At 70.8% G+C, this 13,975-nt stretch carries 14 protein-coding genes; 6 read left to right on the top strand and 8 right to left on the bottom strand.

Annotated elements, in window-relative coordinates; all coding sequences use genetic code 11:
- Positions 1–173: 173 nt before the first annotated feature.
- The gene (locus G5C51_RS33075; RefSeq protein ID WP_165242911.1) at positions 174–1,010 is read right to left on the bottom strand and encodes a purine-nucleoside phosphorylase; all 837 of its coding nucleotides are present in this window, start codon (positions 1,008–1,010) and stop codon (positions 174–176) included.
- Between the two features lie 91 nt (positions 1,011–1,101).
- Here G5C51_RS33075 and G5C51_RS33070 point away from each other — a divergent pair, with 91 nt between their 5' ends.
- Positions 1,102–2,553 (top strand): NAD(P)H-quinone dehydrogenase, encoded by a 1,452-nt coding sequence (locus tag G5C51_RS33070; protein WP_206314598.1) that lies wholly within the window; start codon positions 1,102–1,104, stop codon positions 2,551–2,553.
- Between the two features lie 161 nt (positions 2,554–2,714).
- A complete protein-coding gene (locus tag G5C51_RS33065) occupies positions 2,715–3,689 on the top strand; it encodes a DeoR/GlpR family DNA-binding transcription regulator (protein WP_165242909.1) in 975 nt (324 codons plus the stop codon).
- 84 nt (positions 3,690–3,773) lie between these two features.
- On the opposite strand, the gene G5C51_RS33060 is transcribed toward G5C51_RS33065, so the two are convergent.
- Positions 3,774–4,343 (bottom strand): TetR/AcrR family transcriptional regulator, encoded by a 570-nt coding sequence (locus tag G5C51_RS33060; RefSeq protein ID WP_165242901.1) that lies wholly within the window; start codon positions 4,341–4,343, stop codon positions 3,774–3,776.
- Between the two features lie 119 nt (positions 4,344–4,462).
- On the opposite strand from G5C51_RS33060, the gene G5C51_RS33055 reads away from it, so the two are divergent.
- The gene (locus tag G5C51_RS33055) at positions 4,463–5,896 is read left to right on the top strand and encodes an MFS transporter (protein WP_338118393.1); all 1,434 of its coding nucleotides are present in this window, start codon (positions 4,463–4,465) and stop codon (positions 5,894–5,896) included.
- 70 nt (positions 5,897–5,966) lie between these two features.
- Here G5C51_RS33055 and G5C51_RS33050 read toward each other — a convergent pair whose 3' ends face one another.
- A complete protein-coding gene (locus G5C51_RS33050) occupies positions 5,967–7,724 on the bottom strand; it encodes an ATP-binding protein (protein ID WP_165242899.1) in 1,758 nt (585 codons plus the stop codon).
- A 358-nt stretch (positions 7,725–8,082) separates the two neighbouring features.
- On the opposite strand from G5C51_RS33050, the gene G5C51_RS33045 reads away from it, so the two are divergent.
- Complete coding sequence (locus G5C51_RS33045) at positions 8,083–8,535, top strand: hypothetical protein (protein WP_165242897.1); 453 nt, start codon at positions 8,083–8,085, stop codon at positions 8,533–8,535.
- Here G5C51_RS33045 and G5C51_RS33040 read toward each other — a convergent pair.
- The 5 genes from G5C51_RS33040 to G5C51_RS33025 all read right to left on the bottom strand — a co-directional run bounded on the left by G5C51_RS33040 (position 8,516) and on the right by G5C51_RS33025 (position 12,047).
- Positions 8,516–9,124, bottom strand: a complete 609-nt coding sequence (locus G5C51_RS33040; RefSeq protein ID WP_165242895.1) for a Maf family protein — start codon at positions 9,122–9,124, stop codon at positions 8,516–8,518. The two genes, G5C51_RS33045 and G5C51_RS33040, sit on opposite strands and share 20 nt — an antisense overlap.
- Positions 9,125–9,144: 20 nt before the next feature.
- On the bottom strand, positions 9,145–9,279 hold the full coding sequence (gene mmpB / locus G5C51_RS43855) for a morphogenic membrane protein MmpB (protein ID WP_276617691.1): 135 nt from the start codon (positions 9,277–9,279) through the stop codon (positions 9,145–9,147).
- 171 nt (positions 9,280–9,450) lie between these two features.
- On the bottom strand, positions 9,451–9,690 hold the full coding sequence (locus G5C51_RS33035) for an acyl-CoA carboxylase subunit epsilon (protein ID WP_240930095.1): 240 nt from the start codon (positions 9,688–9,690) through the stop codon (positions 9,451–9,453).
- 10 nt (positions 9,691–9,700) lie between these two features.
- Positions 9,701–11,290, bottom strand: coding sequence for an acyl-CoA carboxylase subunit beta (locus tag G5C51_RS33030; RefSeq protein WP_165242893.1), 1,590 nt, complete (start codon positions 11,288–11,290; stop codon positions 9,701–9,703).
- Between the two features lie 154 nt (positions 11,291–11,444).
- Positions 11,445–12,047: a PadR family transcriptional regulator gene (locus tag G5C51_RS33025; protein WP_165242891.1), complete on the bottom strand. Its 603-nt coding sequence runs from the start codon at positions 12,045–12,047 to the stop codon at positions 11,445–11,447.
- A 69-nt stretch (positions 12,048–12,116) separates the two neighbouring features.
- On the opposite strand from G5C51_RS33025, the gene G5C51_RS33020 reads away from it, so the two are divergent.
- Entirely contained in the window at positions 12,117–13,247 is a 1,131-nt protein-coding gene (locus G5C51_RS33020) for an LLM class flavin-dependent oxidoreductase (RefSeq protein ID WP_165242889.1), read from the top strand.
- The coding region (locus tag G5C51_RS33015) for a glucose 1-dehydrogenase (protein WP_165242887.1) at positions 13,244–13,975 on the top strand (732 nt) is incomplete at its 3' end. The genes G5C51_RS33020 and G5C51_RS33015, both read left to right, overlap by 4 nt.

Below are 13,975 nucleotides of genomic sequence, written 5' to 3'. Positions count from 1 at the left end.
CCACCGCCGCCCGGCAGGCCTACGTGCCCCACCGCCCCAGCTCTCCCGTAGCCAGCCTTCCAACCGGCACCGGGCGCATCCGCAAGACGGCGAAGCGGCCGTCACCATCCGATGCCAAGCCGCCCGCACTGACCCGAGACGCCAGCCCCCGCCCTAACCCGCCTAAAACCGCCCTAAACCCTCCGAAGCACCTCACCCAGCAACGCCCCCATCCGCGTAGCCGAGTCACGCCCCGCCTGCAGGACTTCCTCGTGATTGAGCGGCTCGCCAGTCATCCCCGCCGCCAAGTTCGTCACCAGCGAGATCCCCAGGACCTCCGCCCCAGCCTCCCGAGCCGCGATCGCCTCGAGCACCGTCGACATCCCGACCAGGTCCGCCCCGAGCACCCGCAGCATGTTGATCTCCGCCGGCGTCTCGTAATGCGGCCCGGGCAGCTGCACGTAGACCCCCTCCTCCAGAGTCGGGTCCACCTCCTTGCAGAGCGCCCGCAGTCGCGGCGAGTACAGGTCCGTCAGGTCCACGAAGTTCGCCCCGACGATCGGCGACGCCGCCGTCAGGTTCAGGTGGTCGGAGATCAGGACCGGCTGGCCGGGGCGCATGCCCTCGCGCAGCCCGCCGCAGCCGTTCGTCAGCACGATCGTCTTGCAGCCCGCGGCCACCGCCGTGCGCACACCATGTGCCACAGCAGCCACATCGCGGGACTCGTAGAAGTGGGTGCGGCCGAGGAAGACCAGGGCCCGCTTGTCGCCCACCTGGTACGAGCGGATCTTGCCGGCGTGACCGGCGACCGCCGGCGGGGGGAAGCCGGGGAGGTCGGTCACGGGGAACTCGGCCGCGGGCTCGCCGAGGGCGTCGGCGGCCGGCACCCAGCCGGAGCCCATCACCAGGGCGACGTCGTGGGTCTCCGCGCCGGTGAGCTCGCGCAGGCGGGCGGCGGCGGCTGCGCTGTCAGGGGTGGTCTGCGATGCGTTCACACGGTCGATCCTACGCGCGTAGACGCCCGGGGTCATGCCCGGCACCCCGACCTTGGCCTGGAGCACGCCCCGCACGCCGCGCCGCACGCCGCCCCCACCGGCGAGCGGCGCTCGCCATTGCGCGACAATGGAACACGTGACTCGGATCGTGATCATTGGCGGCGGACCCGGCGGATACGAGGCGGCCCTGGTGGCCGCGCAGCTCGGCGCGGAGGTGACCGTCGTCGACTGCGACGGCCTCGGCGGCGCGTCGGTGCTCACCGACTGCGTGCCGTCCAAGACCCTCATCGCGACCGCGGAGGTGATGACGACCTTCGACTCCTCCCATGAGGAGCTCGGCATCATCGTCGAGGACGACACCCCGCACAACGAGACCCCGGCCCGCGTCGTCGGCGTCGACCTCGGCAAGGTCAACCGCCGGGTGAAGCGCCTCGCGCTCGCCCAGTCGCACGACATCACCGCCGCCGTCACCCGCGCCGGCGCCAAGGTCATGCGCGGGCGCGGTGCCATCGGCGCCACCCAGGCCCCCGACGGCTCCCGCCAGGTCACCGTCACCGCCGCCGACGGCTCCACCCAGGAGCTCACCGCCGACGCCGTGCTCGTCGCCACCGGCGGCACCCCGCGCGAGCTGGCGGACGCGCTGCCCGACGGCGAGCGGATCCTCAACTGGAAGCAGGTCTACGACCTCGAGGAGCTGCCCGAGGAACTCATCGTGGTCGGCTCCGGCGTCACCGGCGCCGAGTTCGCCGGCGCGTATCAGGCGCTCGGCTCCCGCGTCACGCTGGTCTCCTCGCGCGACCGCGTGCTGCCGGGCGAGGACCCGGACGCGGCCGCCGTACTGGAGGACGTCTTCCGCCGCCGCGGCATGAACGTCATGTCCCGCTCCCGCGCCTCCGCCGTCCGCCGGGTCGGCGACAAGGTCGAGGTCACGCTGCAGGACGGCCGGATCATCACCGGCACCCACTGCCTGATGGCGGTCGGCGCGATCCCGAACGCCTCGGGTCTCGGCCTGGAGGAGGCCGGCGTACGACTGAAGGAATCCGGCCACATCTGGACCGACAAGGTCTCCCGTACGACCGCCCCCGGCGTCTACGCGGCCGGCGACGTCACCGGCGTCTTCGCGCTCGCCTCGGTGGCGGCGATGCAGGGGCGGATCGCCATGTACCACTTCCTCGGTGACGCTGTGTCACCGCTGCGGCTGAAGGCGGTCTCGGCCAACATCTTCACCGACCCGGAGATCGCCACCGTCGGGTATCAGCAGGCAGACATTGACGAGGGGCGCATTGATGCGCGCGTCATGAAGCTTCCGCTCCTTCGCAACCCCCGGGCGAAGATGCAGGGCATCCGCGATGGTTTCGTAAAGCTATTCTGCCGCCCTGGGACGGGAATCGTCGTGGGTGGCGTGGTCGTGGCGCCGCGGGCCAGCGAGCTGATCCATCCCATCTCGATCGCGGTTGACAACAATCTGACGGTCGAACAGATCGCAAACGCCTTTACGGTCTATCCTTCCTTGTCAGGATCGATCGCCGAGGTGGCCAGGCAGCTGCACGGCCGCAAGGCGGAAGGCCCTGAGCTCTAGCGGGAGTTGGGGCTGGTGCGGGTGAGTTGGCCCGTATACCACCAACTGGTGTCCCGTAAGGACAGCTTCCGCTAATCGGCGCAAAGAGCTGAAAGTAGTCGGTCGTTGGCGTTACTGTCAGTTTCGTGTTCGCTGCAGAACGTCGCCAATTGATCCTCGAAATGGTGCGCGCCAACGGGGCTGTTTCGCTCCGTGAGCTCGCCCGCGTGGTCCAGACCTCTGAAGTGACCGTGCGTCGTGACGTGCGGGCGCTGGAGGCCGAAGGACTCCTCGACCGCCGGCATGGCGGTGCGGTGCTGCCGGGCGGCTTCACAAGGGAGTCCGGCTTCCCGCAGAAATCCCATCTAGCGACCGCGGAGAAGACGGCCATCGCCGATCTCGCGGCCGGTTTCGTAGAAGAAGGCGAGGCCATCGTGGTCGGCGCCGGCACGACCACCCAGGAGCTGGCCCGCCGGCTGGCCCGGGTGCCGGGCCTGACCGTCGTCACGAACTCCCTGCTGGTGGCCCAGGCGCTGGCGCATGCCAACCGGGTCGAAGTGGTCATGACCGGCGGCACCCTGCGTGGCTCGAATTATGCGCTCGTGGGCAGTGGCGCCGAGCAGTCGCTGCAGGGCCTCCGGGTCACCCGGGCCTTCCTCTCGGGCAGCGGTCTTACGGCCGAGCGCGGGCTCTCCACGTCCAACATGCTCTCCGCGAGCGTGGACCGGGCGCTGGTGCAGGCCGCCGCGGAGGTGGTGGTCCTCGCGGACCACACCAAGCTGGGTACGGACACGATGTTCCAGACCGTGCCCACGGACGTCATCACGCGGCTGGTCACCGACGAGCCGCCGACCGACGACGACCGGGCCGCGACCGAGCTGCAGGCGCTCGCCGATCAGGGTGTGCAGCTGTCGGTGGCATCGGCCGCTGCCGTCCCGGGAGAGCGGCAGCCGCCGGAGCCGCCGTCGGCCGGACCCGGGCACGCCGGGGCCGGACGGCAGCAGCAGCGCCGCGGCGGCGTCACGCTGCCGGGCCAGCGCGGCAACAGGCAGAACAACGGCGGCAGTCCGGGCCCCGCGCCCTCGCTGCGCGGCGCCGCCGCACTGCCGGACCAGGCACCGGGGCGGGTGGCGGATCTGGCGCCGAGGCGGCGCTGAGCGTGCGGTCCACCGCTGAGAGCATTCTGGGGGCTCCGCCCCCAGACCCCGGCTGACTGGGACGACGATGCGCGGCGGAGCCGCTCAGCGCCGCAGGCCCTCCACCGCCAGCTTCAGCAGGCGGTCCGCCACGTCCACGTCGTCCGGCGTCTTCTGCGCCGCCTTCTCGGCGGCGTAGCTGATGGCGTTCGCCAGCCGCAGTACGTCCCGTGTGGTCGCGTCCGGGTGCAGCTCGCCTGCCTCCTGGGCGCGTACCACCAGCTTCTCCGCCGTACTGGTCAACTGCGTATGGCAGTTGGCCATCCGGCCCTCGTGGAGCAGCGCCGTGGCCACGCCGCGGAACGTCCCCACCCACGTCACATAGGCGCGCACCCACGCCAGCAGCGCGTCGAAGGGCCCCCGCTCCGCACCGGCGAGCGCTGCCGCCTCCGCCTCCAGGGTGTCCACTTCCCCCTGGAACACCGCCTCCATCAGCGCGAAGCGATCCGGGAAGTGCCGGTACAGGGTCCCGATCCCGACGCCCGCGCTGCGTGCGATGTCCTCGAGTGAGGCGTCCGTGCCGCGCTCCAGGAAGGCCACTCTGGCCTCAATCAGCAGGCGCTCGTAGTTGCGCCGCGCGTCCGCGCGCATCGGCTTGCCCTGCGTCGTCGCCATGGGCACCACCCTTCCTCGTCTCCGCACCACACAGAATGCCATTGCGGAAACGGAGGTAGCCTCCGTATAGTTACCGGAGCTTCCCTCCGCTTATCCATTTTTCCGCTGGAGGCACCTCCGTGTCCACATCTGTGCACAGCACCACCAGCACCACCGGCACCAAGGCGGCCAAGCGGCGGCCGCCGCACCGTCCCGGGCTCGCCCTCGCCGTGATCGTCACCACCCAGCTGATGTTCCTGGTCGACGCCACCGTCGTAAACGTGGCGCTCCCGTACATCGCCTCTGACCTGCACTTCTCCGCCACCGGCATGTCCTGGGTGCTGAACCTCTACACCCTCGCCTTCGGCGGCCTGCTGCTCCTCGGCAGCCGCATCGGCGACCGCATCGGCCGCCGCCGCGCCCTGGTCATCGGCGTCCTCGCCTTCACCGCCGCCTCACTTCTCGGCGGATTCGCGCCCAGCGGCGAATGGCTGCTCATCTTCCGTACGCTGCAGGGCGCCGCCGCCGCGCTGGCCGCGCCGAGCACCCTGGCCCTCATCGCGACGACCTTCGCCGAGGGTGCGGAACGCGGCCGGGCGCTGAGCGTCTTCTCCTCCATCAGCGGCGCCGGCGCCTCCATCGGCCTGATCCTCGGCGGCGCGCTGACCGACTGGATCGACTGGCGCTGGGTGCTCTTCATCAACGTCCCCATCGGCCTCGCCATCGCCGCGCTCGCGCCCCGCTACGTCGCCGAAACCCCGCGCCAGCGCGGCTCGTTCGACGCCACCGGGGCCCTGACCGGCACGCTCGGCGTCACCGCGCTCGTCTACGGCTTCATCCGCGCCGCCGAGGAGGACTGGGGCGACGGCCTCGCGCTCGGCGCCTTCGGTACGGCCGTCCTGCTGCTCGCCGCCTTCCTCGCCACCGAGCTGCGGGTGCGGCAACCCCTCGTGGCGCTAAGGCTGTTCACCGACCGGAACCGGGCGCTGTCGTATGCGGCGATGCTCATGATCCCGGGCGGGATGTTCGGCACCTTCTACTTCTCCACGCAGTACCTGCAGGCCGCCGGCCTCGGCTTCAGCCCGCTGCGGGCCGGGCTCGCGTTCATGCCGATGACGATCCCGCTGTTCGCGGCGGCCCGGCTCGCGCCGCGCGCGCAGGCCAGGTTCGGTCCGAAGCGGGTGGCGCTGGCCGGCACGGCGCTGAACACCGCGGGCGCCGTCTGGCTCAGCCAGCTGAGCGCGGGGACCGGTTACTGGGCCGGCCTCTTCGGCCCGCTGGTGCTCATCGGCGTCGGCATCGGGCTGACGATGATGCAGATCAACACCCTGATCCTGGCGGGCGTGCGCGCGCAGGACGCCGGCTCCGCGTCCGGTCTGCTGCAGACCATGCAGCAGCTCGGCGGCAGCCTGGGACTCGCGGTGCTGGTCACGGTCTTCGGCGCGGCCACGAGCGGCACCGGGGGAGACGGCTTCATCAGCGGGGCCTCGGCGGCCTTCGCCGGCGGTGCGGTCTTCTCCGCGGCGGCTTTCCTGGTGGTGCTGGGAGTGAAGCCGCCCAAGCGGCAGAACTGACGCCGGATACGACAGAGCGGCGGCGCGGCCGGGGAACGAAGCCCTGGCCGCGCCGCCGCTCTGCCGGGTCTCAGTCCTTGATCTCGCAGATGACCGCGCCGGAGGTGACGGACGCACCGATCTCCGAGGACAGGCCCTTGATGGTGCCGGACTTGTGCGCGTTGAGCGGCTGTTCCATCTTCATGGCCTCCAGGACCACGACGAGGTCGCCCTCGCTGACCTGCTGGCCCTCCTCGACGGCGACCTTGACGATGGTCCCCTGCATCGGCGAGGCCAGCGCATCGCCCGAGGCGGCCGCGGCGGACTTCTTCGCCGCCCGGCGCTTCGGGCGGGCACCGGCGGCCGCTGCCGTACGGGCCATGGTCATGCCCAGGCCGCCGGGGAGGGAGACCTCCAGGCGCTTGCCGCCGACCTCGACGACGACGGTCTCGCGACCGGTCTCCTCGTCGGTGTCGGCGTCCGCGGTGGCGCCGGTGTAGGGCTTGATCTCGTTGTTGAACTCGGTCTCGATCCAGCGGGTGTGGACCTTGAACGGGTCGGCGGTGAACGCCGGGTCGACCACGACGGCACGGTGGAACGGGATGGCGGTGGCCATCCCCTCGACGGTGAACTCGCCCAGCGCGCGGGCGGCGCGCTGCAGCGCCTGGGTGCGGGTGGCGCCGGTGATGACCAGCTTGGCGAGGAGCGAGTCCCAGGCCGGGCCGATCACGGAGCCGGACTCGACGCCGGCGTCCAGGCGGACACCCGGGCCGGCCGGCGGGTCGAAGACGGTGACGGTGCCCGGGGCGGGCAGGAAGTTGCGGCCCGGGTCCTCGCCGTTGATCCGGAACTCGAAGGAGTGGCCGCGGATCTCCGGGTCGTCGTAGCCCAGTTCCTCGCCGTCGGCGATGCGGAACATCTCCCGGACCAGGTCGATGCCGGTGACCTCTTCGGTGACCGGGTGCTCGACCTGGAGGCGGGTGTTGACCTCCAAGAAGGAGATGGTGCCGTCGAGGCCGACGAGGAACTCCACGGTGCCGGCGCCGACGTAGCCGGCCTCCTTGAGGATGGCCTTGGAGGCGGCGTAGAGCTCGGCGTTCTGGGCCTCGGACAGGAACGGCGCCGGGGCCTCCTCGACGAGCTTCTGGTGCCGGCGCTGCAGCGAGCAGTCACGCGTCGATACGACGACGACGTTGCCGTGCTTGTCGGCCAGGCACTGGGTCTCCACGTGCCGCGGCTTGTCGAGGTAGCGCTCGACGAAGCACTCGCCGCGGCCGAAGGCGGCGACCGCCTCGCGGACTGCGGAGTCGTAGAGCTCGGGGACCTCTTCGAGGGTGCGGGCGACCTTCAGGCCGCGGCCGCCGCCGCCGAAGGCGGCCTTGATCGCGATCGGCAGCCCGTGCTCCTGCGCGAACGCGACGACCTCGTCGGACCCGTTCACCGGATCGGGGGTGCCCGCGACCAGGGGTGCGCCGGCGCGCTGCGCGATGTGCCGCGCGGCGACCTTGTCGCCGAGGTCGCGGATCGCGGCCGGCGGCGGGCCGATCCAGTTCAGCCCGGCGTCGATGACCTTCTGGGCGAACTCCGCGTTCTCCGACAAGAACCCGTAGCCCGGATGGATGGCGTCCGCCCCCGCGTCGGCGGCGGCCTTGAGGACCTTGTCCATGTCCAGATAGCTCGCGGCCGGGGTGTCACCGCCCAGCGCGTACGCCTCGTCGGCGGCACGCACATGCAGCGCGTCCCGGTCCGGGTCGGCGTAGACGGCCACGCTCGCGATCCCAGCGTCCCGGCAGGCTCGGGCGACCCGGACAGCGATTTCGCCGCGGTTGGCGATGAGCACCTTGCGCACGTTGGCTCCCTCCTTGGAACACCCGCGATTTTAGGTACAGGCAACACCGTGCGCCGAGTCGGCCCCGGGGGTGAGCTTGCCCACACAGAGCGTGATTCGGACAGCGCTCCGGGGCCGTAACCCCGGAGATTCCAAGGTACGCCGCCTGGTGGGGTGCGCGCTCGGGAAGCAGATGTGGCCAAGGTCTCTGTATGACCGGACCCTCGGGACGGGTTCCCTTTTGTGGAACCTCTACTAACGACCGGGAGATTCTTTGCCCGTATTTTCTCCGCGGGCACGGACCCTTGCGAGAGGTCATTACCCGCTAGTAGCGTCTTGGGCGGACTATACCGCTGGTAACAGGCTGCGAGAGGCGGCGATGCAGGTGGGGCTCCGGCGTACGGTGGCCGCGATCACGTCCGGGGTGCTGGTCGTCGAGGGCGTCGGGATGGCGCTGCTCAACTTCCTCCTCGGCCACCTGCTCAGCGAGCAGAAGATGTCCCTCGCGGGCCTCGACACCTCGGTGATGGCCAACGCCACCCGAGTGGCGGGTGTCGTCTTCGGCGCCTATCTGCTGCTGGTCGGGATCGTGCTGGCGCTCACGGTCGTACGGGACCGGGCGCCGGGCACGTTCGCGCGGCTGCTGCTGATCAGCGCCGCCGTGGTGCACGGCGTGATCGGGGCGGTGGCCGTGGGGCTGCTCGGGTGGGGCGTCTTCGTGGCGATGATGGTGATCCTCGGGCTGCTGGTCTTCAGCCTGATCAACAACCACGGGAACGGCGCCCTCGCCGGCGACGGCGGCGCGGACGCGCCTACACCCACAAGTCCGTAATCTCCACGCCCACCTCGCGCAGCAGCCGGCGCAGCAGCGGCAGCGACAGGCCGATGACATTGCCGTGGTCGCCGTCGATCCCGTCGATGAACGGGGCCGCCCTGCCGTCCAGCGTGAACGCCCCCGCCACGTGCAGCGGCTCGCCGGTGGCCACGTAGGCGGCGATCTCGGCGTCCGTGGGCTCGCCGAAGCGGACGGTGGTGGACGCGGTGGCCGACGTGTCGCGGTCGGTGGCCGTGTCGATCACGCAGTGGCCGGTCTGCAGCACGCCCTCGCGGCCGCGCATCTGCTTCCAGCGGGCAGTCGCCTCGGCCTCGTCGGCGGGCTTGCCGAGCGCCTCGCCGTCCAGTTCCAGGACCGAGTCGCAGCCGATGACGATGGCGCCTTCTGCGGCACCCTTCCGGGCGACGACCGAGGCCTTCGCCTCGGCGAGGATGCGGGCGAGATCGCCGGGGGTGGGGGCGGAGAGGGCGTCCTCGTCGACGCCGCTGACGATCACGTGCGGGTCGAGGCCGGCCTGCTTGAGCAGCTCCAGGCGGGCGGGGGAGGCGGAGGCGAGGATGAGACGGCGGCGTGCGGGTGCTGACATGGGGCCAGCCTAGAGCCCGATCACAGCAGTCCCAGCACAGCCAGCAGTCCCACGACGATGATCGCTGCCGCGAGGAGGCGGCTGGCGCGACGCATCATCGCCTGCGCCTCGCGCAGCTCTTCGGTGGGTTCGTCGTGGGGGTCGGACCACAGCATGCGGTCCACCTTGCGGTGGGGGGTGGGCGTGGCGCCTGAGTATGCGTACTCATCCTGTGGCGCCGGCGGGGCCGGGTCCCCTTAGGGGCAGCACCAGATCAAGCCCGGCCGGCGTTTGAGGCCGGAGGCGCGGAGCGCCGATTCGGGGTCCGGGGCGGAGCCCCGGGAACGCTACGACGGCCAGTACGACGTCCGCCACGATGTCGGGCCCGGGGCCGGGGGCCGCTGCGCGGCCAGCGCGCGGCTGCGCGATGCCCACTCGTTCGTGCGGCGGCGTGCGGTCGGGTCCGGGGCGCCCGGCGCGCCCATCGCGCGGGCCTGGACCACCGCCAAAGCGGCGGCCAGTTCCTCCGGGGTCGGGTTGCCGCGGAGGACGCGGAAGGTTTCCGGGGTCATGCCGTGGTCGCTCATGCCGCGCTCCTCACAGGGGGATGTTGCCGTGCTTCTTCGGCGGCAGCGACTCGCGCTTGTTGCGCAGCACGCGCAGGCCGCGGACGATGTGCCGGCGGGTCTCGGACGGCGGGATGACGGCGTCGACGTAGCCGCGTTCGGCGGCGGCGTACGGGTTGAGCAGCGCGTCCTCGTAATCCTGGATGAGCTCCTGGCGCTTGGCCTCCTGCTCGTCGCCGTTCTCGATCGCGGCGAGGGTGCGGCGGTGCAGGATGTTCACCGCGCCCTGGGCGCCCATGACCGCGATCTGCGCCGTCGGCCAGGCCAGGTTCAGGTCGGCGCCGAGGTGCTTGGAGCCCATGACGTCGTACGCGCCGCCGAAGGCCTTCCGCGTGATCACCGTGATCAGCGGCACCGTGGCCTCCGCGTACGCGTAGATCAGCTTGGCGCCGCGGCGGATGATGCCGTCGTACTCCTGGTCCGTACCCGGCAGGAAGCCCGGCACGTCCACGAAGGTGAGCACCGGGACGTTGAAGGCGTCGCAGGTGCGGACGAAGCGGGCGGCCTTCTCGCTGGCGTCGATGTTGAGGCAGCCGGCGAAGTGCATCGGCTGGTTCGCGACGATGCCGACCGGCTGGCCCTCGATGCGGCCGAAGCCGGTGAGGATGTTCGGCGCGAACAGGGCCTGGGTCTCCAGGAACTCGTGGTCGTCCAGGACGCCCTCGATCGCCGTGTGCATGTCGTACGGCTGGTTCGCCGAGTCCGGGATGAGGGTGTCGAGTTCGAGGTCGTCGGCGGACGTCTCGAGGTCGGCCTCTTCCGGGTACGCCGGGGGCTCGGCGAGGTTGTTCGAGGGGAGGTAGGAGAGGAGGGCCTTCACGTACTCGAAGGCGTCCTTCTCGTCGCCCGCCATGTGGTGCGCGACGCCCGAGGTGGTGTTGTGCGTACGGGCGCCGCCGAGCTCCTCGAAGCCGACGTCCTCGCCCGTGACCGTCTTGATGACGTCCGGGCCCGTGATGAACATGTGCGACGTCTGGTCGACCATGATCGTGAAGTCGGTGATCGCGGGCGAGTAGACGGCTCCACCCGCGCACGGGCCGACGATCACGCTGATCTGCGGGATCACGCCGGAGCCGTGGACGTTGCGGCGGAAGATCTCGGCGAAGAGGCCGAGGGCGACCACGCCCTCCTGGATCCGGGCGCCGCCGCCGTCGTTGATGCCGATGATCGGGCAGCCGGTCTTCATCGCGAAGTCCATGGCCTTGACGATCTTCTCGCCGTAGACCTCGCCGAGGGAGCCGCCGAAGACCGTGAAGTCCTGCGAGTAGACGACGACGGGGCGGCCGTCGATCGTGCCGTAGCCGGTGACGACGCCGTCGCCGTACGGGCGGTTCTTCTCGATGCCGAAGTTGGTGGAGCGGTGCCGCGCGAACTCGTCCAGCTCGACGAAGGACCCCTCGTCGAGGAGGAGGTCGACGCGTTCCCGGGCGGTCAGCTTGCCCTTCGCGTGCTGCTTCTCCACCGCCCGGGCCGAGCCGGCATGCGTTGCCTCCTCGGCTCGCTGCCGGAGATCCGCGAGCTTCCCGGCGGTGGTGTGGATGTCGATGGTCGGCTCGGCCATGACAGTGCAGCTCCTGCTCGTCATCGGGGGTGCGTGCGCTACCTATCGGTAGCGTATCGGCGCGGGCGGCTCGTGGCGGTGCGTCGTTGACCACATCGGCGCGCGTCGGTTTGCGCGCCTGCGGCGCGGTTTCCGGCGCTTCGCGCGGAAGTCCTCAAGCGCCGGACGGGCTTTGTCTGTCCCGCTCCCAGAGTTCCTCCAGGTCGCGCAGCATCGCTTCCGCCAGGTCCAGCTCCGCGCGCTGCTGGCGCTCGCTCCAGCGGAGGGCTATTTCCGGGTACGGCCAGTCGCCGATCTTGTGCGAGACGCGTTCGGCCCTTTCGATCTCGTCGAGTGCCGCCCGTACCCGGTCCATGTGGGCGGTGAGCTGGGTGCGCAGGCGCTCGGGGTCGGCGAGGTGGCCTAGCCAGACGCGCAGCAGCAGCGGGTGCTTCAGGACCGCCGGGCCCGGGTCCGTCGTCGCCGCCCAGCGGGTCAGTGCCTCGCGGCCGGCGGCGGTGATCTCGTAGCGGCGGGTCGAGCGGAGGCCCGTCGCCTCGTCGATACGGGAGGTCGCGTAGCCGCGGGACTCCAGGCGGCGGAGTTCGGCGTAGATCTGGCTGATGGCGGGGGTGAAGTAGAAGAAGGCCAGGGAGGCGTCGGCCCACTTCTTCAGTTCGTAGCCGGAGCGGGCGCCCGGGAAGGAGAGCAGGCCGAGTACGGCCCAGGCGGTTGCCGGGAGTTCTGTGTCATCGGTCTTGACCTGACGGCTCGTCATATGACTAATTGAAATATCGCCACCGCACCTGGCGCAAGGGTCAGTGACCGGCAAATCCCTGGAGGTGCTGTGCAGTTCTCCGTCATCTTCGAGGCGCAGATGGCGAACCCGTCTCCCGAGCACGAACGACAGGTCATCCACGACTGCGTGGAACAGGCCGTGCTCGCCGAGGAGATGGGCTTCGACCGGGTCTGGGCCGTCGAGCATCATGCACTCACGTGGTACGCGCACATGTCGGCGCCCGAGATCTTTCTCAGCTGGGTGGCCGCGCGGACGTCGCGGATACGTATCGGGCACGGCGTGGTGTGCATGCCGTTCAACTTCAACCATCCGGTGCGGGTCGCCGAGCGCGCGGCGATGCTCGATGTGCTGTCGGGCGGGCGGCTCGACCTGGGTGCCGGGCGCGGCGCGACGCCGCAGGAGACGTCGTTGTGCGGGGTGGATCCGGAGCGCACCCAGGCGGAGGTCGAGGAGGCGCTGCGGATCATCGGGGCGACGTGGCGTGACGACGCCCTCGAGTGGCATGGCGAGCTGCTCGACATCGAGCCGCACACGGTGCTGCCGCGGCCCGTACAGACGCCGCATCCGCCGCTCTTCCTGGCCTGCAGCAAGCAGCAGACGCTGGCGCGGGCGGCTGAACTGGGTCTTGGCGCGCTGGTCATGGGCTTCGCAGGACCGGACGAGGTGGCGTCGATGCGGCGCTTCTACGACAAGTGCGTGGCGGAGCGGGACGGGGCGCAGTTCGTATCGGAGGCCGTCAATGATCACTTCTCCGCGCTGTGTCCGACCATCGTGCTCGACGACCGGGAGGAGGCGCGGGCCGTCGGCATCCGCGGGCAGCGGTTCTTCGCGCAGGCCATCTCGCATTGGTACGGGGGTGGGGGCGTACCCGATGAGGCGGTCAGCGGGGATGCGGGGAGCGAGGCGGAGCTGATGCGGCGCGGGGCGGAGCAGGTGGAGGCGCGGCTGCATGAGGCGCGTATTCCGGTGCGGCCCAGTGCGACCGCGGTCTACAACCCCGAGCATGCGTACGGCACGGCGGCCGATGCCATCGCCTATGTGGAGCGGCTGCGGGATGCCGGGGTCGATGAGGTGATGTGCCTGGTGCAGATGGGCACGGTGCCGCAGGCGGCCTGCCTGGAGACGCTGCGGCAGTGGGGCGAGCATGTGATTCCGCACTTCCGCGGGGGTGCCTCATGATCTCGCTGGCGGGGAAGACCGCGCTGATCACCGGTGCGGCGCGGGGGCAAGGGGCGGCTGAGGCGCGGCTGTTCGCGGAGCTGGGGGCGCGGGTGGTGCTCGGCGATGTGCTCGACGAGGAAGGGCGGAAGGTCGCCGCTGATATCGGGCCTGCGGCCGCCGCCCGGTATGTGCGGCTGGATGTCGCCGATGAGTCGCGATGGGCGGCGGCGGTGGACACGGCGGTCGAGTCCTTCGGCGGCCTGGACATCCTCGTCAACAACGCCGGGGTCTATGCCAGCGGCCCGCTGGAGGAGGAGACGGCGGAGAGCTTCGAGGCGGTGCTGCGGGTCAATCTGCTCGGTCCTTTTCTGGGCATACGGGCTGCGCTGGAGCCGATGCGCAGGGCGGGGGCCGGCTCGATCGTCAATGTCTCGTCGGTCGCCGGGCTGATGGGCATCGCGCGTACGGGCGGCTATGGGGCCTCCAAGTGGGGGCTGAGAGGCCTGACCAAGACGGCGGCACTGGAGCTCGGCGAGCACGGTATCCGGGTCAACTCGGTCCATCCGGGGGTGATCGACACCCCGATGGTGGCGGGGGTCGTGCCGCCGAAGGGCGCGGGAAACCATCCGGGGGTCGCGCTGCGGAGAGTGGGCCTGCCGGAGGACGTGGCGGGGTTGGTCGCCTTCCTGGCGTCGGACGCGGCGTCGTATCTGACGGGGGCGGAGATCGCGGTGGATGGGGGGTGG

This window comes from Streptomyces coryli (assembly GCF_011044975.1).
In the GTDB taxonomy this organism is placed as follows: domain Bacteria; phylum Actinomycetota; class Actinomycetes; order Streptomycetales; family Streptomycetaceae; genus Streptomyces; species Streptomyces coryli.
This window is presented reverse-complemented; position numbering and strand designations above follow the sequence as displayed.

Excerpts from the sequence above, each read along its gene's own strand:
- G5C51_RS33075 (WP_165242911.1), bottom strand. The coding sequence starts at position 1,010 with ATGACCCCGGGCGTCTACGCGCGTAGGATCGACCGTGTGAACGCATCG.
- G5C51_RS33070 (WP_206314598.1), top strand. The coding sequence starts at position 1,102 with ATGGAACACGTGACTCGGATCGTGATCATTGGCGGCGGACCCGGCGGA.
- G5C51_RS33065 (WP_165242909.1), top strand. The coding sequence starts at position 2,715 with ATGGTGCGCGCCAACGGGGCTGTTTCGCTCCGTGAGCTCGCCCGCGTG.
- G5C51_RS33060 (WP_165242901.1), bottom strand. The coding sequence starts at position 4,343 with ATGGCGACGACGCAGGGCAAGCCGATGCGCGCGGACGCGCGGCGCAAC.
- G5C51_RS33045 (WP_165242897.1), top strand. The coding sequence starts at position 8,083 with ATGCAGGTGGGGCTCCGGCGTACGGTGGCCGCGATCACGTCCGGGGTG.
- G5C51_RS33040 (WP_165242895.1), bottom strand. The coding sequence starts at position 9,124 with ATGTCAGCACCCGCACGCCGCCGTCTCATCCTCGCCTCCGCCTCCCCC.
- mmpB (WP_276617691.1), bottom strand. The coding sequence starts at position 9,279 with ATGCTGTGGTCCGACCCCCACGACGAACCCACCGAAGAGCTGCGCGAG.
- G5C51_RS33035 (WP_240930095.1), bottom strand. The coding sequence starts at position 9,690 with ATGAGCGACCACGGCATGACCCCGGAAACCTTCCGCGTCCTCCGCGGC.
- G5C51_RS33030 (WP_165242893.1), bottom strand. The coding sequence starts at position 11,290 with ATGGCCGAGCCGACCATCGACATCCACACCACCGCCGGGAAGCTCGCG.
- G5C51_RS33025 (WP_165242891.1), bottom strand. The coding sequence starts at position 12,047 with ATGACGAGCCGTCAGGTCAAGACCGATGACACAGAACTCCCGGCAACC.